This is a genomic window from Ideonella sp. WA131b, from assembly GCA_023657425.1.
In the GTDB taxonomy this organism is placed as follows: Bacteria; Pseudomonadota; Gammaproteobacteria; order Burkholderiales; family Burkholderiaceae_C; genus Rubrivivax.
Genome location: JAGTJW010000003.1, coordinates 341,387 through 367,023 on the forward strand (window position 1 = coordinate 341,387; position 25,637 = coordinate 367,023).

Below are 25,637 nucleotides of genomic sequence, written 5' to 3' on the forward strand. Positions count from 1 at the left end.
ATCCCTGCCCGCCTAGAATGCCGCGCATGTCCTACGTCGTCCTGGCACGCAAGTACCGTCCGCGCAGCTTCGCGCAGATGGTCGGTCAGGAGCACGTGGTGCAGGCATTGACGAATGCCCTCACGCAAGGGCGTCTGCACCACGCCTACCTGTTCACCGGCACGCGCGGCATCGGCAAGACAACCGTCAGCCGCATCCTCGCCAAGAGCCTGAACTGCGTGGGAGCAGACGGCCGTGGCGGCATCACCGCCACGCCCTGCGGCTCTTGCCAGGCCTGCACCGAGATCGATGCCGACCGCTACATCGACTACGTCGAAATGGACGCCGCCAGCAACGGCGGCAAGGATGAAATCCGGGACCTCATCGAGCGTGCCGCCTATAAGCCTGGAGTCGGCCGCTTCAAGGTCTTCATGATCGATGAGGCGCATCAGCTCTCGAAGGACGCGTTCAACGCGCTTCTGAAGACGCTGGAGGAGCCGCCCGAGTACCTGAAGTTCGTTCTGGCCACCACCGACCCTGACAAGGTGCTGCCCACGGTTCTGAGCCGCTGTCTGCAATTCAACTTGAGGCCGATGGCACCGGCCACGGTGCGTGGGCACCTGGCCAGAGTGCTGGAAGCCGAAGGCATCGCGGCCGAGGCGGGTGCGCTGCGGCTGCTGGCGCGCGCGGCGCGTGGCTCGATGCGAGACGGCCTGTCGCTGACCGACCAGGCCATCGCTTATGGCGGTGGCCGCCTGGTCGAGGAGGTCGTGCGCGCCATGCTTGGGGCGGTGGACCGCGGCCACGCGGCTGCGCTGGTGGAGGCGCTGGCCCGCCGCGACGCGGCCGCTGTGCTTCGCGGCGTCGACGCACTCCGCGCCGTCGGCCTGAGCGCTGAAGCCGCGCTTGAGGAGATGGCGCAGCTCTTGCAGCAGATGGCCATCGAGCAGGCGGTGCCGGGTGCACTCGATGCCAGTGAACCCGAGACCGAAACCGTGCGCGCAATGGCCCCGCTGCTGCCGGCCGACGAGACGCAACTGCTTTACCGGATGGCCCTCCAGGGCCGCGAGGAATTGCCGCTGATGTCCGACGAACACGGCGCACTGGCGATGGTGCTGTTGCGCTTCCTGGCCTTCCCGCCAGCGGGGGGTCATCCCGTGCCGACAGCGGCGCGGCCGGCGGCGGCGCTTCGTGCGCCTTCGCCGCCCGGGCTTGCGGTGGTTCCGGAGGCGATCGGGCGAAGCGTGGCCCTGGGCGGGCCCGACAGGCGCGTCGATGCAGCTGCGGCTTCTGCGCCGCCAGAGCCACTTGATGCCGCAGACCAGCCGGCCCGCGCCACCGGTCCGGTGTTGACGCCGCATGCCGCCGAGTCCGCGGCACCGTCCCCTGGCGGGCCTGCCGACACCGTCCTTGCTGACCGCTGGCAAGCGGCCGTGCATGCCCTCATCGAGGCGGGCTCCGTGGTGGCACTCTTGCGCGAGCTGGCGTGGCAGGCCGGCCTGGTGGCCATTGACGCCGGCACCACGCCGTCTACCTGGCGCCTGGCCGTGGCGCGCGAGCCGCTGCGCAGCCCGGCGCTGGCCGACAAGCTGGCGCTGGCCTTGGGGGCTCACCTGGGTGAGCCGGTGCAGGTGACGCTGGTGGCTGGCGAGCCCCTTGACACGCCGGCCACGCGCGATGCTTCCGCCCGAGCGAGCCGCCAGGCCGCCGCCGAGGCCACGATCCAGTCCGACCCGGTCGTGCGCGAGCTGTTGGGGCAGTTCAAGGGCGCGCGCATCGTGCCGGGCTCCATCAGGCCCGTCTGAACGTCCAGATCCATCAGAACCTACCAGGAGATCGCACCATGATGAAGGGCCAGCTTGCCGGCTTGATGAAGCAGGCGCAACAGATGCAGGAGAACATGAAGCGCGCCCAAGATGAGCTGGCGCAGTTGGAGGTCGAGGGCCAGAGCGGCGCCGGTCTCGTGAAGGTGGTGATGACCTGCAAGCATGACGTCAAGCGCGTGGCCATCGACCCCAGCCTGCTGGCCGACGACAAGGACATGCTCGAGGATCTGGTGGCTGCGGCTTTCAACGATGCGGTGCGGCGGGCCGAGGACGTCAGCACCGAGAAGATGGGCAAGCTCACTGCCGGGCTGCCGCTGCCCCCCGGCATGAAGTTTCCCTTCTGACCATGCGAGCCCCCGCGCACCTCACCATGGCTCCGCCTAACCCCTCTGGGGGAATCGGCCGCCGCGGGGTGGTGCCGCGCCGGGTGCACTGAGGTGGACGAGCCCGCACTCGCTGGCTTGGTCGACGCGCTCCAGCGTCTGCCCGGCGTGGGCCTGAAGTCGGCGCAGCGCATGGCCTTGCACCTGCTGCAGCATGACCGAGATGGCGCGCGCCATCTGGCTGGCGCGCTGACTGACGCGATGGCCTCGATGCGCCACTGCGCGCGCTGCCACACCTTCACTCAGCATGAGGTCTGCTGCACCTGCACCGATCTCAAGCGCGACCTGAGGCTGCTTTGCGTCGTGGAGACACCGGCTGACCAGGCGGCGCTGGAGCGCAGCGGCAGCTACAAGGGCTTGTATTTCGTCCTGCTGGGCCGGATCGACCCGCTGCGCGGTGTGGGCGTGCTGGACATCGATGCCGAGTCTCTGCTGGCGCGCGCCACGGATGGCGTCGTCCAGGAGGTCATCCTGGCCACCAACTTCACCGCCGAGGGCGAGGTGACGGCCGAGGTGCTGTCGTCGGCACTTGCGGCGCGAGGTCTCAAGGTGACGCGGCTGGCCCGGGGTGTGCCCGCCGGCAGCGAGCTGGAGTATGTCGACCTGTCGACAATCGCCCACGCGATGGGCGACCGTCGTTGAGAGCAGTCCACTGGGCAGCGATCAGGCCGTCCCGGGGAGGGCTGCTCTCAGACCCTCGAGTAATTGTCGCCGCCACGGGCTGCCCGGGCCGCGCCTGCCACGCGTTCCAGCAGCGCAACGGGGTCATCGTCCACCAGCACCAGCTCGCGCATCGCCGGGCTGAGAAACCCTTCAGCCACCGTGTGGTCCATGAAGCGCAGCAGCGGCTTCCAGTAGCCGGCGGTGTCGAGCAGACCAATCGGATTGTCGTGGTACCCCAGCTGGCGCCAGGTCCACACCTCGTACAACTCCTCCAGCGTGCCGATGCCGCCCGGAAGCGCGACGAAGGCGTCCGCCCGGGAGGCCATCAACTGCTTGCGGACGTGCATCGTGGGAACGACGTGCAATTCACTCAGGCCGCGGTGGCCGACCTCAAGCTTCTCCAGGCTCTCGGGAATCACGCCCACGGCGCGACCGCCGGCGGCCAGCGTGGCGTCGGCCACCTCGCCCATCAGCCCGACCTTGCCGCCGCCATAGACCAGCTGCCAGCCGCGCTCGCCGATGGCCGTGCCCAGTGCCCGCGCTGCGGCGGTGTAGGCCAGCCGCGCGCCATGGCGCGAGCCGCAGTAGACGCAGATGCTGAGAGGTCGGTTGTCGGTCATCGGGCGGGCTGCTTGCGGGCGCGGTGGGGCGGGTACCAGGTGATCAGCCGTGTTCGGCAGAGGGCATCGTGCAGGAACTGGCGGTCGGTGTGCAATCGAGCCAGCGCGGCATAGACCAGCACCCAGCCGAGCAGCGCCATGCTCACCGGCCCGGCGCCCTTGAGGCCCAGCAACTGGGCAAGCCCCAGGGACGGCAGGAACCACATCCAGGCCAGGAGATAGCGGGCTACTGCGCGCAAGGGCCGCAGCGGATGGCCGTCGACGGTGACGAGGCGCACGTGCCAGGTCAGCATGGCCAGGGTCTGGCCGCTGCGCGTCCATGAGATCGCGAAGTAAAGGCCCAGCACGCCGAACAGAAAGGCCTGCAGACCGGTCGACCCGACCAGGGCGTGCCGCTGCTGCGTTGCGATACCGTAGATCAAGCCGCTGAGCGCCACGATGCCGAAGACGAGCACCCCTTCGTATAGGAAGGCGGCCATCCGGCGCATCACGCCGGGCGTGGGCGCCCCGACTGCGCCACCCGGGTTGGCCGGGGCGGTCACGGCTCTGTCGCCGATGCGGCTGGCGCACTGCGAACCACCGCAGCGCCCTGCGGGCCGCGGCGTGGCAGCAATGTGGCCGGATCGACGAAGACATCCGTGGCTGCGATCTTGGGCAATCCGTGCTGGATGGTGGTGGGGGGCGGGGGGGTCTGGTTCATCGGTGATGTCGTCGCGCCCGAACGGGACTGCTGCAGTGCGGCGGCAGCAGCCCGGCTTGGAGCGGCAGGCGACGATTGCACCACGTTCGACTTGGCCTTCGGTGCCTGAGCCGATGCGGGGATCGCAGCCGTCGGGCGCGGTACGGGGCGGGCACGCTGTTCGGCCAGGCGCTGGCGCTCGGTCTCGGGCAGGGCCTGGTAGGCCTTCCAGGCGGCCTGGCGGTCTTCCGTTGACACCCTTCGGGCTTCCTGGAACTGCAATCTCGCCGTGCGCCGTTGCTGGGGGGTCATGCGCACCCATTCGACCATGTGTGCGTGCAGGCGCTGTCGCTCGGCGGAGCTCATCGAGGGGAACCGCGCCGCGACCTCCAGCCACTTGGCCTGGCGATCGGGGCTGAGCGATGCCCAGTCGGCCTGCAGCGGGTCCAGCGCCTGCTGCTGGATGGGGGTCAGCCGCGTCCAGGCCACACGTTCGGTGGCCCAGGCCGGCGTCGCGGCGGCCCACAGCGCGGACAGGGCGACGAGCAAGGCCAGCGCCGGCAGCAACCTGCGGACGCGTCGGACGCTCACGGCTCAGGGGCCGGCGGGGCGGCCGCCACGGCTTCGTCAAACAGGAACTCGGCGAATCCAGGATCGGCGTAGGCCTCGGGCGGCAGGTCGTCGGAGAGCAGCGCGGCGTCGATGTCGGCCGCCACCGCGATGTGCTCCTGCGCAGCCCAATGTTCGATGCCCACGAGTCCGGCGACCAGCACCACCAGTGGCAACAGAGCCGCCGCGCGCTGCCACCAGAGCACCGGGGCCCCAAACGGCCAGCCCGACGGCCCGCTGAAGCCGGTTGTTGCCCCGGCCATCTTGCTCACCGGGGCGGCCCAGGTCAGGGTCCGCGCGTGGTCGCGGGCCCGTCGCGCGCGCTCCAGCGCCGTTTGCCTGGCGAAGCGCAGGCGCTCCGAGGCGCCTGCGGCCAAAGGGGCATCATGGGCTGACATCACGCCCACCAGCCGCGCAGCCGCGCGTGCCAGAAGCACGTCGGCATCGGGACGCTGGCCGTTCATCTTCGGACTCCCTTGTCGTGCAGGGCCTTTGCCAGGGCGTGAACAGCCCGGGAGCAGTGTGTCTTGACGCTGCCTTCCGAGCAACCCATCACCTTCGCGGTCTCGGCCACGTCGAATTCCTCCCAGTAACGCAGCAGGAAGGCCTCCCGTTGACGCGCCGGCAGCTCTTGCAGGGCCGACTCGATCAACGCCATCAGCTGACCGCGGTAGACGGTGTCGGAAGCACTCTCGGTCCCCAGAGTCTCATCGAGCAGCTGCAGCGACTCCAGCAGATCGAAGTCGCCGCCTTCGTCGGGGTTGCCGTCGAAGTCACCGAAGTTGCGCACCACGTTGTGGCGCACCTGCTCCCGGCGGAACCAGTCCAGCGTCGCGTTGGTCAGGATGCGCTGGAAAAGCAGGGGCAGCTCGGCGGCCGGCCGGTCGGCGTACTTTTCCGCGAGGCGGATCATCGCGTCCTGCACGATGTCGAGCGCGGCGTCGTCGTTGCGCACGCTGTAGGCGGTGCGCTTGAACGCGCGCCGCTCGACGCTTTGCAGAAAGTCGGCGAGTTCCTGGTCGGTGGCCAACGAGAGGGGTGGCGGGCAGGCCGAGGCACCCAACAACAGGGCGCGCGGATTATGGCGGTGCGAAAGGCCCGCACGCCTGCCGACAGCCCGGAACAAGCCCGCGGTGCATAATCGCGGGTTCGCACAACGTTGTTTGGGGTGCGGATCCGGCCGGTCGACTCTCGTCACCCGGCGGACCGCACCAGGTCTCGAAGGCCTACCCAGGCCCCCTCCAGACCGCGCAGGCACCACATCCGCCTCACGAGGGCGCGAAGAGGTGCACCGATGGATTTTCGTCAGAGAAAACCTCAGAGGTTCAACATGGATCTGTCTGCCGCGGAAGTCAAGCGTGCCGCTTCGTCCGAAGTTCGCGCACAACCGTCTTCTTCCTCCGCCTCCACCGCACCCGGCGCCGAGATCAACGGCTCCGAGATCCTCGTCCGCTGCCTGCAGGCCGAGAACGTGCGCTACCTCTGGGGCTACCCCGGTGGCGCCGTGCTGTACATCTACGACGCGCTGTACAAGCAGGACACCATCGAGCACGTGCTCGTGCGCCATGAACAGGCCGCCGTGCACGCCGCCGACGGCTACGCCCGCGCCACCGGTGAAGTGGGCGTCGCGCTGGTCACATCGGGTCCGGGTGTCACGAACGCCATCACCGGCATCGCGACGGCCTACATGGACTCGATTCCGATGGTCATCATCACCGGACAGGTGCCTACGCCGGCCATCGGTCTGGACGCCTTCCAGGAGTGCGACACGGTCGGCATCACGCGGCCCATCGTCAAGCACAACTTCCTGGTCAAGGACGTGCGCGATCTCGCCATGACGATGAAGAAGGCCTTCCACATCGCCCGCACCGGCCGACCTGGTCCCGTGGTGGTGGACGTGCCGAAGGACGTGTCGCTCAAGACCGCCGCCTTCTCCTACCCCGAAAAGGTCGAGATGCGCTCCTACAACCCCGTGCGCAAGGGCCATGGCGGGCAGATCCGCAAGGCGGTGCAGCTGCTGCTGGGCGCGAAGCGCCCCTACATCTACACGGGCGGTGGCGTCATCCTGGGCAACGCGAGTGCAGAGTTGCGCGAGCTGGCCGACCTGCTCGGCTACCCCTGCACCAACACGCTCATGGGCCTGGGCGCGATCCGCGCGTCCGACCCCAAGTTCCTGGGCATGCTGGGCATGCACGGCACGTACGAGGCCAACATGACCATGCAGCACTGCGACGTGCTGCTGGCCGTGGGTGCGCGCTTCGACGACCGCGTGATCGGAAACCCCAAGCACTTCGCGCAGAACGAGCGCAAGATCATCCACGTCGACATCGACCCGAGCAGCATCAGCAAGCGCGTGAAGGTCGACATTCCCATCGTCGGCGATGTCAAGGAAGTGCTGGTCGAGCTGATCGCCCAGATCCGCGAGGCCCAGGCCAAGCCCGACGCCGCGGCCCTGGGCACCTGGTGGAGCCAGATCGACACCTGGCGCAAACGCGAGTGCCTGGCCTACAAGCGCAGCACCGAGGTCATCAAGCCGCAGATGGTGGTCGAGAAGCTCTGGGAGCTCACGAAGGACGGCGACACCTACATCACCAGCGATGTCGGCCAGCACCAGATGTGGGCGGCGCAGTTCTACCGCTTCGACGAGCCGCGCCGCTGGATCAACTCCGGCGGCCTGGGCACCATGGGCGTGGGCCTGCCTTACGCCATGGGCATCAAGCTGGCCAAGCCCGAGAGCGACGTCTTCTGCATCACCGGCGAAGGCAGCATCCAGATGTGCATCCAGGAGCTCAGCACCTGCCAGCAGTACCGCACGCCGGTGAAGGTGGTGTCGCTGAACAACCGCTACCTGGGCATGGTGCGGCAGTGGCAGCAGCTCGACTACGGCGGCCGCTACTCGCACAGCTACATGGACGCGCTGCCCGACTTCGTGAAGCTCGCCGAGGCCTACGGCCACGTGGGCCTGCTGGTCGAGAAGCCGTCCGATGTGGAACCGGCGCTCCGCGAGGCCATCCGCCTCAAGGATCGCACCGTGTTCCTCGATGTGCGCACGGACCCCACCGAGAACGTCTGGCCGATGGTGCAGGCGGGCAAGGGCATCAGCGAGATGCTGCTGGGTTCCGAAGACCTCTAGGCACGCCGTTTCCCGCGGGCCGCCGGCCGCCGGCCCGTTCTTCACCCGATGCTGCGTGGCCAAGGGCCCGGGGTTACCGCCCCGACGCCTGAAGAGCGCGTGGCCAGGACATCCACCATGAAACACATCATCGCCGTGCTGCTCGAGAACGAGCCCGGTGCCTTGTCGCGCGTCGTCGCGCTGTTTTCCGCGCGCGGCTACAACATCGAGAGCCTGACAGTCGCGCCGACCGAGGACGCGAGCCTGTCACGCATGACCATCGTCACCACCGGCTCCGACGAGGTCATCGAGCAGATCACCAAGCACCTGAACCGCCTCATCGAGGTCGTGAAGGTCGTCGACCTTACCGAGGCCAGCTACACCGAGCGCGAACTGATGCTCGTGAAGGTGCGGGCCGTCGGCAAGGAGCGCGAGGAGATGAAGCGCATGGCCGACATCTTCCGCGGCCGCATCATCGACGTCACCGACAAGAGCTACACGCTGGAGCTCACCGGTGACTCGTCCAAGCTCGATGCCTTCCTGCAGGCCATAGACCGCGCCGCCATCCTGGAAACCGTGCGCACCGGTGCCAGCGGCATCGGCCGCGGCGAACGCATCCTGCGCGTCTGAGCGGCGCGCCAGCTCACACCACCCCCATTTTTCACGGAGAGAGAACCATGAAGGTCTACTACGACAAGGACGCCGATCTGAGCCTCATCAAGGGCAAGAAGGTCACCATCATCGGCTACGGCTCGCAGGGCCACGCCCATGCGCAGAACCTCAAGGACAGCGGTGTCAACGTGACGGTCGGTCTGCGCAAGGGCGGCGCGTCCTGGGCCAAGGTGGAAAAGGCCGGCCTGGCGGTGGCCGAGGTCGGCGAGGCGGTCAAGGGTGCTGACGTGGTGATGCTGCTGCTGCCCGACGAACAGATTGCTGCGGTGTACGCCAAGGACGTCGAGCCGAACATCCGCCAAGGCGCCTCGCTGGCCTTCGCCCACGGCTTCAACGTGCACTACGGTTTTGTCGCGCCCCGTGCCGACATCGATGTCTGGATGGTCGCGCCCAAGGCCCCTGGCCACACCGTGCGCGGCACCTACACGCAAGGTGGTGGCGTGCCCCACCTGATCGCCGTGCACGCCGACCGCAGCGGCAAGGCGCGTGACCTGGCGCTGAGCTACGCCGCGGCCAACGGCGGCGGCAAGGCCGGCATCATCGAGACGAGCTTCCGCGAAGAGACCGAGACCGACCTGTTCGGCGAGCAGGCCGTGCTGTGCGGTGGCACGGTGGAACTGATCAAGGCGGGCTTCGAAACCCTGGTCGAAGCGGGCTACGCGCCCGAGATGGCCTACTTCGAGTGCCTGCACGAGCTGAAGTTGATCGTCGACATGATCTATGAAGGCGGCATCGCCAACATGAACTACACGATCTCCAACAACGCTGAGTACGGCGAGTACGTCACCGGCCCGAAGATCGTGACGGAGGAGACCAAGAAGGCCATGAAGCAGGCGCTGAAGGACATCCAGACCGGCGAGTACGCCAAAAGCTTCATCCTCGAGAACAAGGCCGGCGCGCCCACACTGACCAGCCGCCGCCGCTTGACCAGCGAGCACAGCATCGAGGTCGTGGGCGAGAAGCTGCGTGCCATGATGCCGTGGATCAAGGCCAACAAGCTGGTCGACAAGTCGCGCAACTGAGGTTTCGACCCCGGGGTCATCCAGGGCGCTATCCTCGCGCCCCGTGAACGACGATCCCAACCTCCAGGCCGACGACGAGCCCGTGGCTCTGCCCCCGCGGCGCCGCGGCATCTACGTGCTGCCCAACGCCATCACGCTGGCGGCGCTGTTCTCGGCCTTCTACGGCATCGTGATGGCCATCAACGGCCGCTTCGAGGCCGCCTGCATCGCGATCTTCGTGGCCGCCGTACTCGACAGCCTTGACGGCCGAGTCGCGCGCATGACGAACTCGCAGAGTGCGTTTGGCGAGCAGATGGACAGCCTGTCGGACATGGTGGCCTTCGGGGCCGCTCCGGCGCTCATCATGTACCAGTGGGCGCTGCAGGATCTGGGCCGCCTGGGCTGGATTCCGGCCTTCGTGTACATCGCCGGGGCCGCGCTGCGGCTGGCACGCTTCAACGTCAACATCGGCGTCGTCGACAAGCGCTTCTTCCAGGGCCTTCCGAGCCCGGCCGCAGCGGCGTTGGTGATCGGCTTCATCTGGGTCATGGACGACTCGGGCTTCAAGGGCGTGAGTCGCATCGACTGGATCGAGTGGTCGGCCTTCGCGATCACGCTGTATGCCGGCCTGTCCATGGTGACCAATGCGCCGTTCTACAGCTTCAAGGTCTGGGGCGGGCGGCGCACGGTGCCCTTTGCGGTGCTGATCGCCGTGATGCTGGTGATCGCGCTCGTGGCGCTGGATCCGCCGAAGGTGCTGTTCGGCATCTTCTGCCTGTATGCACTGTCAGGCTACGCGGTCTACGCGTGGCGCAAGTTCAAGGGCAAGCCGGCCAGCGTGCTGGCGCTGTCCACCGACGAGCCCGACGAAAAGGGCCTCCATCCCTGACTCGGTCGGCGGGCGCTGCGTGCTACATTCGGCCCATGTTGTCGTTCAACACCCTTACGCTGGATCTAGGCGCCGCGCTGCGGCTGCCCTGATCGAACGCGAGCGTCCCCTACAACGACCGCCCCGCTTCCCGCGATCAACGGCCCGCCAGCGTACAGCAGCGGGCCGTTGGTCTTTTCTCCGTTCCCCAAGCTGCGTGCGCCCCGCAACCCCGCAAAGGCACGACCATGACTGACAAACTCATCATCTTCGACACCACGCTGCGCGACGGCGAGCAAAGCCCCGGCGCCTCGATGACGCGCGACGAGAAGCTGCGCATCGCGCGGCAGCTCGAGCGGCTGAAGGTCGACGTCATCGAGGCCGGCTTCGCCGCCAGCAGCAACGGCGACTTCGAGGCCGTGCGCGCCATCGCGCAGGCGATCAAGGACAGCACCGTGTGTTCGCTGGCTCGCGCCAACGACCGCGACATCGGCCGTGCCGCCGAGGCGCTGAAGGGTGCCGCCCGCGCGCGCATCCACACCTTCATCGCCACCAGCGAACTGCACATGGAGAAGAAGCTGCGCATGACGCGCGAGCAGGTGCTTGAGCAGGCCAGGCTGGCGGTGCGCTTTGCGCGCCAGCACTGCGACGACGTCGAGTTCAGCCCGGAAGACGGCTACCGCAGCGACCCCAACTTCCTCTGCCGCGTCCTGGAGGCCGTGATCGCCGAGGGCGCGACCACGATCAACATACCCGACACCGTGGGCTACGCCATCCCCGAGCTGTATGGCGAGTTCATCCGCTCCCTGCGCGAGCGCATCCCCAACAGCGGCCACGCCATCTGGAGCGTGCACTGCCACAACGACCTGGGCATGGCCGTGGCCAACTCGCTGGCCGGCGTCAAGCTCGGCGGCGCGCGTCAGGTGGAGTGCACGGTCAACGGTCTGGGCGAGCGAGCCGGCAACTGCAGCCTGGAGGAGATCGTGATGGCCGTGAAGACGCGCCGCGACTACTTCGACCTCGAGCTTGGCATCGACACGACGCAGATCGTGCCGGCCAGCCGCATGGTCAGCCAGACCACGGGCTTTGTCGTGCAGCCCAACAAGGCGGTGGTGGGCGCCAATGCCTTCGCCCACGCCAGCGGCATCCACCAGGACGGTGTGCTCAAGGCGCGCGATACCTACGAGATCATGCGCGCCGAAGACGTTGGCTGGGCAGCCAACAAGATCGTGCTCGGCAAGCTCAGCGGCCGCAACGCGTTCAAGCAGCGTCTGCAGGAACTCGGCATCGCCATGGAGTCCGAGGCTGAAGTCAACGCCGTCTTTATGCGCTTCAAGGACCTGGCCGACCGCAAGGCCGAGATCTTCGACGAAGACATCATCGCGCTCGCCAGCGACGAGAGCGTCACTGCCGAGCAGGAGCACTACCGACTTCTGTCGCTCGCCCAGCGCAGCGAAACCGGCGAACGGCCGCACGCCCGAGTCGCCTTCGCCGCCGGCAACGTCGAGCACCATGCCGACAGCCACGGCAACGGCCCCGTCGACGCCAGCCTCAAGGCCATCGAGTCCAAGGTGAAGAGCGGCGCCGACATGGTGTTGTACTCGGTCAATGCCATCACCAGCGGCTCGACTGAATCGCAGGGCGAGGTCACCGTGCGTCTGCAGCACGGCGGCCGCGTCGTCAATGGTGTGGGGGCCGACCCGGACATCGTCGTCGCCTCGGCCAAGGCTTATCTGGCGGCGCTGAACAAGCTGCACAGCAAGGCCGAGCGGGTGGCCGCGCAGGGCTGACCAAAGAACCACCCGACTCACAGCAGAAACTTGAGGAAACGCATGCAAGCAATTGATATCGCCCACGTTTTCCTCAGTCGACTACACTTCGCAAGATTCGGCGCGGGGTTCCCATGGTTCTGACTTCGATCCAAGAGCGGGCACGGTTTCTGGCCGGGGCGCTGGCGCTGGCCTTTGCCATCCTGCTGCCGCTGGCGCCCGACATGGCCAATGCGGCTACGGCCCAGAAGGCCAAGCCCGCTGCATCCTCGAAGGCCAATGCGCGCACTGCCACCAAGGCGCAGCCGCGGGAGTCTTCCAAGTCGCGGGTGAAGGCGGGTCCGTCACGCAAGGCCCGTCCGCCCAAGACAGTGCGCCGTGCCGTGCGCAGGCCGCCTTCGGTGGGCCAACTGACAGGCCTTCGGGCCACCGACGATCCGCTGTCGCTCCAGTCCAGCGTGGCGCTTGTCGTCGACAAGGATACCGACGAGGTGCTCTTCAGCAAGAACCCCGATGCGGTCTTGCCGATCGCATCCATCACCAAGCTGATGACGGCGCTCGTGGTGGTCGACGCCGGGCTCTCGCTGGAGGAACCGGTCGAGGTGTCGCAGGACGATGTGCGCGGCACCGTCGGCAGCCGCATGCACTCGAAGCTACGCCCCGGCACACGCCTGAGCCGCGGCGAGTTGATGCACCTGTCGCTGATGTCGTCCGAGAACCGGGCCGCCCACGCCCTGGGCCGCACCTACCCGGGCGGGCTGGGTGCGTTTGTACGCGCGATGAACCACAAGGCTTCGGAACTCGGCATGACCGACACCCGATACGTCGAGCCCACAGGCCTGTCGGCCGACAACCGCAGCAGCGCTTTGGATCTGGCGAGGCTCGTCAGAGCAGCGTCCGAACATCCGGTGATCCGGGATTTGTCTACTTCGTTGGGCGCAGTCATCCCGGTGGGCCCGAAGCCGCGACCGGTGGAGTTTCGCAACACCAATGGCCTGGTGCACAACCCGGCTTGGGGCATCGGCTTGCAGAAGACAGGGTTCATCTCGGCCGCCGGCCGCTGCGTCGTGATGCAGGCCGAGTTGGCCGGCCGCCAGCTGATCATGGTGCTGCTCGACTCCGCCGGCCGCTACTCGCGCATCGGAGATGCCGAGCGCCTGCGGAAGTGGGTGTCCGAGCAGACGCCGCTGCCGCTGTCGGGCCGCCGCGGCGAGCCGCCGCTGCCGTCGAAGCTCCACCCACAACTGCCCTCCGTGCCGCTACCTGCCTTCGGCACAAGCGAGCCCGGCCTGCCATCCACCGACGCTTCCAGGCCGTGGGGGCAGGTGCCAGCGCTGCCGCTGCAGGGCGTGGAGCGTGGGCCTGCCGCGCCAGGCGCCTTTTAGGCGCCGCGGTACCCCAGCGCCTCGGAGATCTGCCGCGCGGTACCCCTCACCCGCTCGGCCCAGCCTTCATCCAGCCGGTCAGACGGCGCCGAGATGGACAGCCCGGCCAAGAGCCGGCCTTGATCGTCGTGGATTGCGGCTGCGATGCAGCGAACACCCACCTCAAGCTCTTCGTCGTCGCGCGCGATCCCGGTCGCACGGACCAGAGAAAGTTCCCGCTCCAGACGTCCCAACTCGGTGATGCTGTTTCGCGTGTGGCCAGACAAGCCTGTGCGCGCTGCGTACGCGCGCACGCGGGAGGGGTCGTCGTGGGCCAGAAACAGCTTGCCCACTGAGGTCAGGTGCAGCGGCGCGCGGCCACCGACGGCGCGCACCACTTGCATGCCCGAGCGCTCGCTGTAGGCGCGCTCGATGTACACGATCTCATCGGCCTGCCGCAGCGAGAGGTTCACCGCCTGATGAGTAAGCTTGTGCAACTCGCGCATCGGCGCGAGCGCGGCCTCGCGGACATCCAGCCGCTCCTTGAACGCGTTGCCCAGCTCGAGCAGGCGCATACCCAGGCGGTAGGTGCCGGCCTGCGGCCGTTCGACGAAGCGCCCTATGGTGAGGTCGTTGAGTATGCGGTGGGCAGTGGAAGGATGCAGCCCGCTGCGCTCGCTGATGACCTTCAGTGACAGGGCCTCGTCCGAGGCTGCCAGCAGGTCGAGCAACGAGAAGGTGCGCTCAAGCACCTGGATCGTGGGAGTTGACGGGGAATTGGCGGTCATGGGAACCCTGCAATCCCTGCGAATTTTGCATGGCAAAAACCCAGGCTGCAATCCGGGAGCCGGGAACCTGCGATGCACTCCCGATGGTCCCGGCAGGCAGGGCGGACGAACTCAAGCCGCCCGATCGGCAGAGGAAAGGCTGGCAACGGCCGCCTCGCCGCTGCGCACCGCGCCTTCCAGCGTGGCTGGGTAGGGTCCATCAAGGTGGTCGCCGGCAGCCACCAGGCCCGGCGCGATGAGGGCGGGCGGCCGGTCCAGCGCCGGCACGCAGCGGAAGGTGGCGCGTTTCTCGGCCAGCGTTCGCCGCAGCCGCGCCGTTGCCGGCCACTGCCTCGTTCCGAAGGCCACCTGGGCCTGGGTCAGGATGGCCGCGGCGGTCGCTTCCAGCCCGCGCGCCACCCAGGGCGCCGCGCCGCTCACGACAAACGCCAGCTGCCCGACCGGGCCGCCAAGCGCGCCGTGGTCGAAGACAAACTGCGCAGGTGCCTGCGGGCCGTCTTCCAGCGCCAGCATGGGTGCAGCCAGGCGCAGACCTGGCGCGTCGATGATCACCGTGACGATGGGCTCGTAGCCAAAGGCCGCCGTGCGCGCTGACCAGCCCGGCCCATGCGGCTGGGCCAGCCGCGCGGACTCGGCGGCGCTGGCGGCCAGCACCACGGCTTCGAAGGGCTGGCCGTCCACCTGCCAGGAGCCGGCCACCGAGCTCAGGTCCTGTACGCGGCGGCCTGCGTGCAGCGAAGCGCCGCGAGCCTGCAGCCAGGCCCAGGCCGGCTCGGGCAGGAGCGCGCCAAGCGGCGCACGGGGCAACAGCAGGTCCGACGAGCCGGGGCCAGAAAACAGTGAGTCGCGCAGCACACGCAGGAACACCGCCGCGCTGGCCTCATGGGCCGGCGTGTTGAGCGCGGCCACGCACAGCGGGTCGATCAGGCGCTGGCGCACGGCGCTCGGCAGGCCGAGGCACAGCTCGGCGACCGTCATGCCGGACTTGCAGCGGAAGCCGGCGAGCATCCAGCGAGCTGCAGCGGCCAGCAGTGCGAGCTTGTCGCGCGTCCCCCAGCCGTCTGCGCGGGCGACGCCAACACCGAATGCCAGCCAGGCTGGCCCCGCGGGCAGGCGCAGGCCGGCGCCAGCGGGAGTGCGCAGATCGAGCGGCTGACGGTGCAGCACCGTGGCCGTGTCGACGCCCACGGTGGTCATCAGGTCGAGCGTGCGGCGATAGGCACCGATCAGGATGTGCTGGCCGTTGTCGTGGCGGCGGCCGTCCGGGTCAGGCGCGAGGCTGCGCGCGCGGCCGCCCGGGGCCGGGGCCATCTCGAACACGGTCACCTGCCAGCCGGCCTGCACGCCGCGCACCGCGGCGGCCAGCCCCGCCCAGCCGGCCCCTACCACCGCCAAGCGCCGTGCAGCCATGCCCGGGTCGGCGCTCAGCGGCCGCGCACGTGCGTGCACGCGGCGATCCAGAGCTTCTTCAGCGGCGTCAGCGAGGTGCGCTGATGCAGGACGCGGAAGCCCTGGGACTCGATTTCGCGCAGAAGGCTGCGGTAGATGTTGGCCATCATCAGGCCCGGCTTCTGCGCCACGCGGTCGGCCTCGGGCAGCAGTGCCAGGGCCTCGTCGAAGGTGGCGTGTGCGCGCTGGGCCTGGAAGCGCATCAGCGCGTCGAAACGCTCGCTGTAGCCCCACGGCGACTCGCGCTGGAGCAGCTCGTGTGCCTTGACCCCAAAGCGCTGGAGCTCGTCGACCGGCAGGTAGATGCGGCCACGACGGGCGTCGTCGCCCACGTCTCGGATGATGTTGGTCATCTGCATCGCCAAGCCCAGGCGGTGCGCGTAGTGCAGCGTCTCGGCCTGTGTGCGCCCGAAGATGTTGGCGGCAACCTCGCCCACGACGCCGGCCACCAGGTGGCAGTAGCGCTGCAGTCCGGCAAAGTCAAGGAAGCGGGTCTGATCGAGGTCGGTCTGGCAGCCGTCGATCACGGCCTCCAGGTGCGCGGCCTCGATGCCGAATCCGGGCGCCAGCGGCATCAGTGCGCGTGTGACAGGGTGCGTGGGACGGCCGGCGTAGGCTTCGACCACCTCGCGCCGCCACCAGGCCAGCTTGGCGGCAGCCACGGACGGCTCGGAGGTCTCGTCGACGACGTCGTCGACCTCGCGGCAGAACGCGTAGAACGCGGTGATCGCTGCGCGGCGCGGTGGCGGCAGGAACAAAAACGCGTAGTAGAAGCTCGAGCCGCTGCCGGCAGCCTTGTCCTGCACATACTGCTCGGGCGTCTCCGCAGTGGTGGCCCGGGCGCTGGGGTTCACCGCAGAGTCCTCATGCCCAACGCCCGCCAGAGCAGCAGCGGCGCGTCGGCGGCGCCCACCGTGGGGCGGCGGAGGAGGCTGGCATGGTCCATCGCCGCGATTTTCTCAAGAATGCGCAAGCCCCCTTGCACGACGAGCCGCAGTTCCCAGCCGGCGCGGCCGGGCACCTGGTGCACCAGCGGAGCGCCTTCGTGCATCAACCCGTGCGCCCAGTTGCACAGATCGTGCACCAGCGCACGGGCAGCGGGGCCGTCGCGGCAGGCCCTCAGGTCGTCCAGCGGCACGTCGTGTCGTTCGCGGTCGGCCTCAGGCACGTAGTGGCGGCCACGTGGGCCGTCAATGCGGAGGTCTTGCCAGAAGTTGATGAGTTGCAGCGCCGTGCAGATGGCATCGGAACGGTTCAGTGCCTTGGGGTCGGTGATGCCGTACAAGTGCAGCAGCAGCCGGCCGATGGGGTTGGCGGAACGGCGGCAGTAGGCAAGCAGCGCGTCGCGGTCTGGATACGGCGGGTTGCTGGTGTCTTGGGCGAACGCTTCCAGCAGGTCGGACAGCAGCGACACCGGCAGGGCATGGCGGACGATCTGCTGAGACAGCGGTACGAACACCGGTGCCCATCGGGCCGACGGCGCTTGCCCCGTGGCCACGGCCATGAGGTCGCGCCGGTACTCGGCGAGATCGGCAAGGCGCGCCTCTGTGGGGGCGTCGCCCTCGTCGGCGATGTCGTCGGCCGTCCGCGCGAAGTGGTACAGGGCGGTGATGGCCGGCCGCAGCGCCGGCGGGCACAGCACCGAGGCGACGGGGAAGTTCTCGTAGTGGTCGACGCTCACGACGGCGGATTGTGCGGGCCGACGTGTCTTGGCATCGGCGGGTGATTGACACGGCGCGGGGCGTGCTTCTATATTACTGACCGGTCAGTCAGTAATAGGCCGCCTCGGCCGGCTTACGCCTTGCTCGCCGCAGACCTCTGGTCGCCAAAACATCCCAGAGCCTCCGCGCCCGAGTCCCCCGAACACGTCTCCGGCGACCTGCCCGTCGCCTCGCCCAGGTTGCCCGCCATGCCTAGTCGCTCTGCCATCCTGACCTTCGTCCTGTTGTCTGCCGCCCTGTGGCTGGCGGCCTGCTCGCCCAAGCCGCCAGCGCCTGAGCCGGTGCGTGCGGTGCGCGTGATGACCGTTTCCCCCGACCTCGCCGGTGGTTTGCGGGAGTACGCCGCCGAGGTGCGCGCTCGCACCGAGTCGCGGCTGGGCTTCCGCGTGGCGGGCAAGCTGGTGGCGCGGTCCGCCGAGGTGGGCCATCGCGTGCGATCGGGCCAGGCCCTGGCGCAGGTCGACCCGGTTGACCTCAAGCTGCAGCAGGAAGCCGCCCAGGCAGCGCTTCGCGCCGCGCAGGCAGCGGTCGACTTCGCCGCCGCTGACTTCAAGCGCTACGAGGAAATGCGCGCGCAGGGCTTCATCAGCGCCACGGAGCTGGAACGACGCGAGAGCAGCCTCAAGGCGCAGCGCGCCCAACTCGACCAGGCGCGAGCCCAGGCTGAAGTCCAGGGCAACCTGGCTGCCTACGCGGTGCTCACGGCACCGGCAGCAGGGGTCATCACCGCCACCGAGGCCGAGGTGGGCGCCGTGCTTGCCGCCGGCACGCCAGTTGTCCGAGTGGCACACGACGGGCCGCGCGATGTGGTGTTCTCCGTGCCGGAAGACGCCGTTGTCGGCATCCGCGCGCTGCAGGGCCGGCGTGGCGTCCTTCGCGTACGCCCTTGGGGCGGGGCCAATGCCTTGCCCGCCACCGTGCGCGAGGTGGCCGCCGCGGCCGACCCTGCCACGCGGACCTTCCTTGTCCGCGCCGACATCGGCCAGGCACCGGTCCAGCTCGGACAGACGATGACCGCGCAGCTTGATCTGCCGCGCCGCGACGCCGCGGCGCGCCTGCCGCTGAGCGCCATCATGAGCCAGCAGGGTCAGACGACTGTCTGGGTTCTGGAGCCGGCGAGCATGACGGTCAAGCTGCAGTCCATCGTGGTTGGCGAGGCCGACGGCAACTCGGTGATGGTGGCCAGCGGACTGCAGCCGGGTCAGCGCGTAGTGACGGCCGGCGTGCACATGCTGACGCCGGGCCAGAAAGTGAAGCTCTTCGACGATGCTCTTGACGCCGCCGCGCCGGCCCAGCCCGCGGCCCCCGCCGCCAGTCGCTGAAGCGATCGCGAGCACCGCCATGCACGACATCACCACCGCCGGCGCCAAATCTTCGCGCTTCAACATCAGCCGTTGGGCACTGGATCATCCGGCCCTCACGCGCTACCTCATGGTGGTGCTGATGGTGCTGGGCTTCGCAGCCTACTTCCAGCTCGGGCAGGACGAGGATCCGCCGTTCACCTTCCGCGCCATGGTCGTGCAGGCCTTCTGGCCTGGCGCCAGCGCGCAACAGATGGCCGAGCAGGTGACCGACAAGATCGAGAAGACGCTGCAGGAGGTGCCCTACGCCGACGTCATTCGAAGCTATACCAAGCCCGGCGAGAGCCTGACGATCCTGCAGCTCAGGGACAGCTCGCCGCCCAAGGAGGTGCCGAACAGCTGGTACCAGGCGCGCAAACGCGTGGGCGACATCCGCCAAACGCTGCCGGCCGGTGTGATCGGCCCCGTGTTCAACGACGACTTCGGCGACGTCTACGGCAGCATCTTCGCGCTGCGCTCCGACGGCTTCAGCCGCGAGGAGACGCGCAGGTTTGCCGAGCGCGTGCGTCAACGACTGCTGCGCGTGCCCGATGTCGCCAAGGTCGAGATCTTCGGCGCGCAGGCCGAGAAGGTGTTTGTCGAGATCTCGCAAAAGCGCCTGGCCCAGCTTGGCCTGGACATGAACCAGGTGATCGCGCAACTCGGTGCCCAAAACGCGGTGGAGGGCGCGGGCGTGCTCAACGCCGGCAGCGAGAACCTTCAGGTGCGGGTGGCGGGGCAGTTCAACTCGGTGGAGGATCTGAAGCGCTTCCCGATCCGCGCCGTCAACACCGCCACGGGCGTGGCCAGCACGATCAAGCTCTCGGACATTGCCGACGTAAAGCGCGACTACGTCGACCCGCCCACGACCAAGGTCCGCCACCAGGGCCATGAGGTGGTCGCCCTTGGCGTGAGCATGGCCAAAGGCGGTGACATCATCGCCTTGGGCAAGGCTCTTGGCGGTGCCGTCGCCGGCATCCAGGCTGACCTGCCCGTCGGCGTCAGCATCGAGCGCGTTCAGGACCAGCCCGCCGCGGTGAGCAAGTCGGTCAACGAGTTCGTGAAGGTGCTGATCGAGGCCATCGTGATCGTGCTGGCGGTGAGCTTCATCAGCCTGGGCCTGCGCACTCGGCCGCTGGGCATCGACGTCTGGCCGGGCCTGGTGGTGGCGATCACGATTCCGCTGGTGCTGGCGATCACCTTCGTGACGATGTTCTACTGGGGCGTGGGGCTGCACAAGATCAGTCTCGGCAGCTTGATCATCGCGCTGGGCCTGCTGGTGGACGACGCCATCATTGCCGTGGAGATGATGGTGCGCAAGCTCGAAGAGGGCTACGACCGCGCCCGAGCCGCCACCTTCACCTACGAGCTTGTGGCCATGCCCATGCTCACGGGCACGCTCATCACCGCGGCGGGTTTCCTTCCCATCGGCCTGGCCAAGAGCGTGACCGGCGAGTACACCTTCGCAATCTTCGCCGTCACCTCGGCGGCGCTGGTTGTTTCGTGGATCGTCTCGGTGTATTTCGTTCCGTACCTGGGCTGGCTGATGCTGCGGAACCGGCCCAAGGCGAGAGGCGAGGCGCACGAGCTCTTCGACTCCCCGTTCTACAGCCGCTTCCGCCGACTCGTGGACTGGTGCGTGCATCACCGCTGGATCACCATCGGCCTGACGGTGGGCACCTTCGCCCTCGGCATCGTCGGCATGGGCAAGGTGCAACAGCAGTTCTTCCCTGACAGCAGCCGCCCCGAGCTGCTGGTTGACCTCTGGCTGCCCGAGGGCAGCACCATCCAGCAGACTGATGAAATTGCCCGTCGTTTCGAGGCCCGCATGATGAAGGAGCCGGGCGTTGCCAGCGTCACCACCTGGGTCGGATCGGGTGTCCCGCGCTTCTACCTGCCGCTGGACCAAGTCTTCCCGCAGGCCAACGTCAGCCAGGCCATCGTGCTGCCCAATGGCCTTTCCGAGCGCGAGGAGCTGCGCGTGCGGCTGCCGGCGCTCTTGGCCACCGAGTTCCCCGAGGTGCGTGGCCGCGTCAAGCTGCTGCCCAATGGACCGCCGGTCCCCTATCCGGTGCAGTTCCGCGTCGTGGGCCCCGAGGCGGACAAAGTTCGGGCCTGGGCCGACCAGGCCAAGGAGATCCTGCGTGCCAACCCCAGCATGCGCGGCGTCAATGACAACTGGAACGAGCAGATCAAGGTGCTGCGCCTGGAGGTCGACCAGGACAAGGCGCGCGCTTTGGGGGTCACGAGCCAGGCCATAGCCCAGGCCTCGCGCACCATCCTGTCGGGCACGACCATCGGCCAGTACCGGGAAGGCGACCGCCTCATCGATGTCGTGCTGCGCCAGCCGTTGGAGGAACGCAAGGCCATCACCGACCTCGGCAACGCCTATCTGCCCACTGCCAGCGGCCGTTCCGTGCCGCTGACGCAGGTGGCCAAGGTCAGCCTTGCATGGGAGCCGGGCGTGCTCTGGCGCGAGGGCCGAGACTACGCGGTCACGGTCCAGGGCGACGTGGTGGAGGGTGTTCAGGGCCCCACAGTCACCTTCCAAGTGTGGCCCGAACTGCAGAGACTGGCCGGGCGCATGCCACCCGGCTACGAGATTCAGATTGCCGGCGCGGTGGCGGAGAGCAGCAAGGGCCAGGGTTCGATCGCGGCCGGCGTGCCCATCATGCTGTTCATCATCTTCACGCTGCTGATGCTGCAGCTGCAGAGCTTCAGCCGCTCGTTGCTGGTCTTCCTGACCGGGCCGATGGGCATAGCCGGCGTGGCGGCCGCGCTGCTGCTGCTGAACCGGCCTTTCGGCTTTGTTGCGCTGCTCGGCGTGATCGCGCTGATGGGCATGATCATGCGCAACTCGGTGATCCTGATCGACCAGATCGAGCAGGACCGCCGTGCCGGCGTTCCAGCCTGGGACGCTGTGGTCGAGGCCTCTGTGCGGCGGTTCCGGCCCATCGTGCTGACGGCCGCCGCGGCTGTGCTGGCGATGATCCCGCTCAGCCGCAGCGTGTTCTGGGGGCCGATGGCGGTGGCCATCATGGGCGGGCTGATCGTCGCCACGGCCCTGACGCTGCTGGCGCTGCCGGCCATGTACGCCGCCTGGTTCCGGGTGAAGCGGGAGCCGCCCTCGGGCGCCAAGGCTGAAGTCGGGGCGCGAGCCGGCTAAAATCGCGGGCTTCGACTGGAGCCGGGTTTGTATGCCCGGCAACAGGCCGAGCACCTGCGCGGGTGGCGAAATCGGTAGACGCACCAGGTTTAGGTCCTGACGCCTTCACGGGCGTGTCGGTTCGAGTCCGACCCCGCGCACCACGCCGCTGAAGTTTTGCCGCCCGCTGTCCCATTCCACGCCTCTTCGAGACCCGCCATGGCCGTGCAAGTCGAAACCCTAGAGAAGCTCGAGCGCCGCATCACGCTGACGCTGCCCGCCACCACCATCAACGGCGAGGTCGAGTCTCGTCTGAAGAAGCTGGCCCGCTCCGTCAAGGCCGACGGTTTCCGTCCTGGCAAGGTGCCGATGAGCGTGGTCGCCCAGCGCTACGGCTACAGCGTGCAGTACGAGGTGGTCAACGACAAGGTCGGCCAGCTGTTCGATCAGGCCACCCGCGAAGCCCGGATCCGTGTGGCTGGTGCACCACGCATCACGCAAAGCGACAAGGCGCCTGAGGGTTCGCTGGCCTTCGATGCCACTTTTGAGGTCTACCCCGATGTGCAGATTGGTGACCTTTCGGCAGCCGATCTGGAGCGGGTGTCGACGGAGGTGACAGACGCCGCGATCGACCGTACGGTCGAGATCCTTCGCAAGCAGCGCCGCACCTTCGGGCTGCGTGCAGCCGCCGAAGGTGCGGGCGAGGGCGACCGCGTCACCATCGACTTCGAGGGCAAGATTGACGGAGAGGCCTTTGCAGGCGGCCAGGCTTCCGATTTTCAGTTCGTCGTTGGCGAAGGTCAGATGCTCGAGCAGTTTGACCAGGCCGTGCGCGGCATGAAAATCGGCCAGAGCAAGACCTTTCCTTTGCAGTTCCCGGCCGACTACCAGGGCGCCGAGGTGGCCGGCAAGGAAGCTGATTTCCTCGTCTCCGTGAAGAAGATCGAGGCGGGAAACCTGCCTGAAGTCGACGATGCCTTCGCCAAGGCGCTGGGCATTAAGGAAGGCACGGTCGAGGCCCTGCGCGCCGATGTGAGGAAAAACCTCGAGCGCGAGGTGAAGTTTCGCGTGCTGGCCCGAAACAAGGCATCGGTGATGGAGCTCTTGGCGAGGACCGCCACCCTGGACGTGCCGAATGCGTTGGTGGCTGCCGAGAGTGACCGTCTCGTGGAGCAGATGCGAGCCAACCTCAAGGAGCGCGGCTTCAAGGACGCCGACAAGCTGCCGATCCCGGCCGAGAACTTCACGCAGCAGGCCGAGCGACGAGTGCGCCTGGGCCTTGCGGTGGCTGAGCTGGTGCGCGTCAACGGCCTGCAGGCCCGGCCCGAGCAACTGCAGAAACACATCGAAGAGCTGAGCCAGAGCTACGAAAAGCCGGCCGAGGTGATGCGCTGGTACCTGGGTGACCGCCAGCGCATGGCCGAGGTCGAGGCAGTGGTGATTGAGAACAACGTCGTCGAGTTCGTGTTGGGCCGGGCGACGGTCATCGACAAGGTGCTACCGTTCGACGAGTTGATGACGGCGTCCTGATCACGCCGCTGGAGGATCCCCGATGAGCATGCAGGAAACCACCGCGCTGGGCATGGTGCCCATCGTCATTGAGCAGTCCGGCCGCGGCGAGCGCGCCTACGACATCTACAGCCGGCTGTTGCGTGAGCGCATCGTGTTCCTGGTGGGCCCGGTGAACGACGCCACGGCCAACCTGGTGGTCGCGCAGATGCTCTTTCTGGAGAGCGAGAATCCAGACAAGGACATTTTTCTGTACGTCAACTCCCCGGGGGGCAGCGTGAGCGCGGGGTTGTCCATTTACGACACGATGAACTTCATCAAGCCCGACGTGAGCACGTTGTGCATGGGCATGGCCGCCAGCATGGGCAGCTTCCTGCTGATGGCCGGCGCCAAGGGCAAGCGCTTTGCGTTGCCCAACAGCCGGGTGATGATTCACCAGCCTTCCGGCGGCGCACAGGGCCAGGCCACGGACATCGAGATCGCGGCCCGCGAGATCATCAAGACGCGCGAGCAGCTCAACCGCATCTACGCCGATCGCACCGGACAGCCGGTGGAGCGCATCGCCGTCGACATGGAGCGCGACCGCTGGATGAACCCAGTCGAGGCGCTGGACTATGGCCTGATCGACCAGGTGCTCGAGAAGCGCGCCTGAGGCCGGCGCGGCCCCAGGGCCGCCCTGGAACGCCCCCTTCAGCATGACTCCAGAGCCTTTGATCGGGCTCTTTTCTTGGCCATCTCCGGCCGGCTCGTTCGTCTATGATGGGCCGGACTTCCCGTACACACGCACTCAAAAGCGCAGCCATGGCCGACAAGAAGGGCTCCTCCGGCGAAAAGGTTCTGTACTGCAGCTTCTGCGGCAAGAGCCAGCACGAAGTCAAGAAGCTCATCGCAGGGCCTTCGGTCTTCATTTGCGACGAGTGCATCGAGCTGTGCAATGACATCATCCGCGATGAGGTGCCAGCCGAAGGCGACGCCGCCAAGCAGGCCAAGGGCGACTTGCCCGTCCCGGGCGAGATCAAGGCCAGCCTCGACCAGTACGTCATCGGGCAGGACGTCGCCAAGCGCACGCTGTCGGTGGCCGTCTACAACCACTACAAGCGCCTGCGCCACATGGGCAGCGCCGGCGGCAAGAACGACATCGAGCTGACCAAGAGCAACATCCTGCTCATCGGCCCGACGGGCAGTGGCAAGACGCTGCTCGCACAGACGCTGGCTCGGCTGCTGAACGTTCCTTTCGTGATCGCTGACGCCACCACGCTCACAGAGGCAGGCTATGTGGGCGAAGACGTTGAGAACATCATCCAGAAGCTGCTGCAGAACTGCAACTACGACGTCGAACGTGCTCAGCGGGGCATCGTCTACATCGACGAGATCGACAAGATCTCGCGCAAGGCCGACAACCCGAGCATCACGCGCGACGTGTCGGGCGAGGGCGTGCAGCAGGCGCTGCTCAAGCTGGTGGAAGGCACCATGGCCAGCGTGCCCCCCCAGGGCGGACGCAAGCACCCGAACCAGGATTTCCTGCAGATCGACACCACGAACATCCTTTTCATCTGCGGCGGTGCCTTTGACGGGCTGGAGAAGGTCATCCAGAACCGCACCGAGAAGTCGGGCATCGGCTTTGGCGCCAGCGTGCACAGCAAGACCGAGAAGCGCGCAGCCGATCTCTTCCGTGACGTCGAGCCCGAAGACCTCATCAAGTTCGGCCTCATCCCCGAGCTGGTGGGACGCCTGCCCGTGGTCGCCACGCTGGGCGAGCTCACCATCGATGCCATGGTGCAGATCCTTACCGAGCCCAAGAACGCGCTGGTCAAGCAGTACCAGAAGCTGTTTTCCATGGATGGCGTCGAACTCGAGGTACGCCCTTCGGCGTTGACGGCGATCGCCAAGAAGGCGCTGGCCCGCAGGACAGGCGCCCGCGGCTTGCGCTCCATCCTGGAGCACTCGCTCATCGACACCATGTTCGATCTGCCCACGCTGGAAGGCGTGGCCAAGGTGGTGATCGACGAGCACATCGTCGATGACGGCGCAAAGCCGCTGCTCGTCTACCGGGAAAAGAAGGCGAGCGCCTGAGCGCTTACCGGCGGCGCAGCTTACCGGCAGCCGCGGGCCTTGCAATGCAGCCCGTGGGCCCAAACTG

At 67.7% G+C, this 25,637-nt stretch carries 23 protein-coding genes and 1 tRNA gene; 15 read left to right on the plus strand and 9 right to left on the minus strand.

Annotated elements, in window-relative coordinates; translation table 11 throughout:
* The first annotated feature begins 26 nt into the window (after positions 1-26).
* The 3 genes from dnaX to recR all read left to right on the plus strand — a co-directional run bounded on the left by dnaX (position 27) and on the right by recR (position 2,830).
* The gene (dnaX, locus tag KA711_16750; GenBank protein MCM0610619.1) at positions 27-1,784 is read left to right on the plus strand and encodes a DNA polymerase III subunit gamma/tau; all 1,758 of its coding nucleotides are present in this window, start codon (positions 27-29) and stop codon (positions 1,782-1,784) included.
* Between the two features lie 38 nt (positions 1,785-1,822).
* On the plus strand, positions 1,823-2,149 hold the full coding sequence (locus KA711_16755; protein MCM0610620.1) for a YbaB/EbfC family nucleoid-associated protein: 327 nt from the start codon (positions 1,823-1,825) through the stop codon (positions 2,147-2,149).
* Positions 2,150-2,242: 93 nt separating this feature from the next.
* A complete protein-coding gene (recR, locus tag KA711_16760) occupies positions 2,243-2,830 on the plus strand; it encodes a recombination mediator RecR (protein MCM0610621.1) in 588 nt (195 codons plus the stop codon).
* Between the two features lie 47 nt (positions 2,831-2,877).
* Here the strand turns inward: recR and KA711_16765 are convergent, their stop codons facing one another.
* From KA711_16765 to KA711_16785, 5 genes are read right to left on the minus strand one after another with little or no spacing between them, the layout of a single operon-like run.
* A complete protein-coding gene (locus KA711_16765; GenBank protein MCM0610622.1) occupies positions 2,878-3,471 on the minus strand; it encodes a TIGR00730 family Rossman fold protein in 594 nt (197 codons plus the stop codon).
* Positions 3,468-3,959, minus strand: coding sequence for an RDD family protein (locus KA711_16770; GenBank protein MCM0610623.1), 492 nt, complete (start codon positions 3,957-3,959; stop codon positions 3,468-3,470). The genes KA711_16765 and KA711_16770 overlap by 4 nt, the downstream gene beginning before the upstream one ends.
* Before the next feature lie 50 nt (positions 3,960-4,009).
* Entirely contained in the window at positions 4,010-4,741 is a 732-nt protein-coding gene (locus tag KA711_16775; GenBank protein ID MCM0610624.1) for a DUF3106 domain-containing protein, read from the minus strand.
* The gene (locus KA711_16780) at positions 4,738-5,223 is read right to left on the minus strand and encodes a DUF3619 family protein (protein MCM0610625.1); all 486 of its coding nucleotides are present in this window, start codon (positions 5,221-5,223) and stop codon (positions 4,738-4,740) included. Before KA711_16780 ends, KA711_16775 begins: the two co-directional genes overlap by 4 nt.
* Positions 5,220-5,789 (minus strand): RNA polymerase sigma factor, encoded by a 570-nt coding sequence (locus KA711_16785; GenBank protein ID MCM0610626.1) that lies wholly within the window; start codon positions 5,787-5,789, stop codon positions 5,220-5,222. The genes KA711_16780 and KA711_16785 overlap by 4 nt, the downstream gene beginning before the upstream one ends.
* Before the next feature lie 300 nt (positions 5,790-6,089).
* Between KA711_16785 and KA711_16790 the strand changes: the two genes are divergently transcribed.
* The 6 genes from KA711_16790 to KA711_16815 all read left to right on the plus strand — a co-directional run bounded on the left by KA711_16790 (position 6,090) and on the right by KA711_16815 (position 13,566).
* Positions 6,090-7,892: an acetolactate synthase 3 catalytic subunit gene (locus tag KA711_16790; GenBank protein ID MCM0610627.1), complete on the plus strand. Its 1,803-nt coding sequence runs from the start codon at positions 6,090-6,092 to the stop codon at positions 7,890-7,892.
* A gap of 117 nt (positions 7,893-8,009) precedes the next feature.
* The gene (ilvN, locus tag KA711_16795; GenBank protein ID MCM0610628.1) at positions 8,010-8,501 is read left to right on the plus strand and encodes an acetolactate synthase small subunit; all 492 of its coding nucleotides are present in this window, start codon (positions 8,010-8,012) and stop codon (positions 8,499-8,501) included.
* Between the two features lie 47 nt (positions 8,502-8,548).
* Entirely contained in the window at positions 8,549-9,565 is a 1,017-nt protein-coding gene (gene ilvC / locus KA711_16800; protein MCM0610629.1) for a ketol-acid reductoisomerase, read from the plus strand.
* Positions 9,566-9,608: 43 nt separating this feature from the next.
* Entirely contained in the window at positions 9,609-10,433 is an 825-nt protein-coding gene (gene pssA / locus KA711_16805; GenBank protein ID MCM0610630.1) for a CDP-diacylglycerol--serine O-phosphatidyltransferase, read from the plus strand.
* A gap of 227 nt (positions 10,434-10,660) precedes the next feature.
* Entirely contained in the window at positions 10,661-12,202 is a 1,542-nt protein-coding gene (locus KA711_16810; protein MCM0610631.1) for a 2-isopropylmalate synthase, read from the plus strand.
* Positions 12,203-12,405: 203 nt separating this feature from the next.
* Positions 12,406-13,566, plus strand: coding sequence for a serine hydrolase (locus tag KA711_16815; protein ID MCM0610632.1), 1,161 nt, complete (start codon positions 12,406-12,408; stop codon positions 13,564-13,566).
* On the opposite strand, the gene KA711_16820 is transcribed toward KA711_16815, so the two are convergent.
* From KA711_16820 to hpnC, 4 genes are all read right to left on the minus strand, one after another.
* Complete coding sequence (locus KA711_16820) at positions 13,563-14,333, minus strand: IclR family transcriptional regulator (protein MCM0610633.1); 771 nt, start codon at positions 14,331-14,333, stop codon at positions 13,563-13,565. The genes KA711_16815 and KA711_16820 overlap by 4 nt on opposite strands.
* 111 nt (positions 14,334-14,444) lie before the next feature.
* Positions 14,445-15,743 (minus strand): hydroxysqualene dehydroxylase HpnE, encoded by a 1,299-nt coding sequence (gene hpnE / locus KA711_16825; protein ID MCM0610634.1) that lies wholly within the window; start codon positions 15,741-15,743, stop codon positions 14,445-14,447.
* Positions 15,744-15,757: 14 nt separating this feature from the next.
* On the minus strand, positions 15,758-16,636 hold the full coding sequence (gene hpnD / locus KA711_16830; protein MCM0610635.1) for a presqualene diphosphate synthase HpnD: 879 nt from the start codon (positions 16,634-16,636) through the stop codon (positions 15,758-15,760).
* On the minus strand, positions 16,633-17,463 hold the full coding sequence (gene hpnC / locus KA711_16835; protein MCM0610636.1) for a squalene synthase HpnC: 831 nt from the start codon (positions 17,461-17,463) through the stop codon (positions 16,633-16,635). The genes hpnD and hpnC overlap by 4 nt, the downstream gene beginning before the upstream one ends.
* Before the next feature lie 228 nt (positions 17,464-17,691).
* Here hpnC and KA711_16840 point away from each other — a divergent pair, with 228 nt between their 5' ends.
* The 6 genes from KA711_16840 (at position 17,692) to clpX (ending at position 25,570) form a co-directional block, all read left to right on the plus strand.
* Positions 17,692-18,825: an efflux RND transporter periplasmic adaptor subunit gene (locus KA711_16840; protein ID MCM0610637.1), complete on the plus strand. Its 1,134-nt coding sequence runs from the start codon at positions 17,692-17,694 to the stop codon at positions 18,823-18,825.
* Positions 18,826-18,844: 19 nt separating this feature from the next.
* Positions 18,845-22,009 carry an efflux RND transporter permease subunit gene (locus tag KA711_16845; protein ID MCM0610638.1) on the plus strand — a complete coding sequence of 1,055 codons (3,165 nt, stop codon included), beginning with the start codon at positions 18,845-18,847 and terminating at the stop codon, positions 22,007-22,009.
* 56 nt (positions 22,010-22,065) lie between these two features.
* Positions 22,066-22,152 (plus strand) — tRNA-Leu (locus KA711_16850).
* 55 nt (positions 22,153-22,207) lie between these two features.
* On the plus strand, positions 22,208-23,518 hold the full coding sequence (gene tig / locus KA711_16855) for a trigger factor (GenBank protein ID MCM0610639.1): 1,311 nt from the start codon (positions 22,208-22,210) through the stop codon (positions 23,516-23,518).
* Between the two features lie 22 nt (positions 23,519-23,540).
* On the plus strand, positions 23,541-24,149 hold the full coding sequence (gene clpP / locus KA711_16860; GenBank protein MCM0610640.1) for an ATP-dependent Clp endopeptidase proteolytic subunit ClpP: 609 nt from the start codon (positions 23,541-23,543) through the stop codon (positions 24,147-24,149).
* Positions 24,150-24,298: 149 nt separating this feature from the next.
* Positions 24,299-25,570 (plus strand): ATP-dependent Clp protease ATP-binding subunit ClpX, encoded by a 1,272-nt coding sequence (gene clpX / locus KA711_16865; GenBank protein ID MCM0610641.1) that lies wholly within the window; start codon positions 24,299-24,301, stop codon positions 25,568-25,570.
* Positions 25,571-25,637: the final 67 nt, after the last annotated feature.

Bases quoted from the DNA above. Each gene is read 5' to 3' on its own strand.
- dnaX (MCM0610619.1), top strand. From the start codon at position 27: ATGTCCTACGTCGTCCTGGCACGCAAGTACCGTCCGCGCAGCTTCGCG.
- KA711_16755 (MCM0610620.1), top strand. From the start codon at position 1,823: ATGATGAAGGGCCAGCTTGCCGGCTTGATGAAGCAGGCGCAACAGATG.
- KA711_16765 (MCM0610622.1), bottom strand. From the start codon at position 3,471: ATGACCGACAACCGACCTCTCAGCATCTGCGTCTACTGCGGCTCGCGC.
- KA711_16770 (MCM0610623.1), bottom strand. From the start codon at position 3,959: ATGCGCCGGATGGCCGCCTTCCTATACGAAGGGGTGCTCGTCTTCGGC.
- KA711_16780 (MCM0610625.1), bottom strand. From the start codon at position 5,223: ATGAACGGCCAGCGTCCCGATGCCGACGTGCTTCTGGCACGCGCGGCT.
- KA711_16790 (MCM0610627.1), top strand. From the start codon at position 6,090: ATGGATCTGTCTGCCGCGGAAGTCAAGCGTGCCGCTTCGTCCGAAGTT.
- ilvN (MCM0610628.1), top strand. From the start codon at position 8,010: ATGAAACACATCATCGCCGTGCTGCTCGAGAACGAGCCCGGTGCCTTG.
- ilvC (MCM0610629.1), top strand. From the start codon at position 8,549: ATGAAGGTCTACTACGACAAGGACGCCGATCTGAGCCTCATCAAGGGC.
- KA711_16810 (MCM0610631.1), top strand. From the start codon at position 10,661: ATGACTGACAAACTCATCATCTTCGACACCACGCTGCGCGACGGCGAG.
- KA711_16815 (MCM0610632.1), top strand. From the start codon at position 12,406: ATGGCCAATGCGGCTACGGCCCAGAAGGCCAAGCCCGCTGCATCCTCG.
- KA711_16820 (MCM0610633.1), bottom strand. From the start codon at position 14,333: ATGACCGCCAATTCCCCGTCAACTCCCACGATCCAGGTGCTTGAGCGC.
- hpnE (MCM0610634.1), bottom strand. From the start codon at position 15,743: ATGGCTGCACGGCGCTTGGCGGTGGTAGGGGCCGGCTGGGCGGGGCTG.
- KA711_16840 (MCM0610637.1), top strand. From the start codon at position 17,692: ATGCCTAGTCGCTCTGCCATCCTGACCTTCGTCCTGTTGTCTGCCGCC.
- KA711_16845 (MCM0610638.1), top strand. From the start codon at position 18,845: ATGCACGACATCACCACCGCCGGCGCCAAATCTTCGCGCTTCAACATC.
- tig (MCM0610639.1), top strand. From the start codon at position 22,208: ATGGCCGTGCAAGTCGAAACCCTAGAGAAGCTCGAGCGCCGCATCACG.
- clpP (MCM0610640.1), top strand. From the start codon at position 23,541: ATGAGCATGCAGGAAACCACCGCGCTGGGCATGGTGCCCATCGTCATT.
- clpX (MCM0610641.1), top strand. From the start codon at position 24,299: ATGGCCGACAAGAAGGGCTCCTCCGGCGAAAAGGTTCTGTACTGCAGC.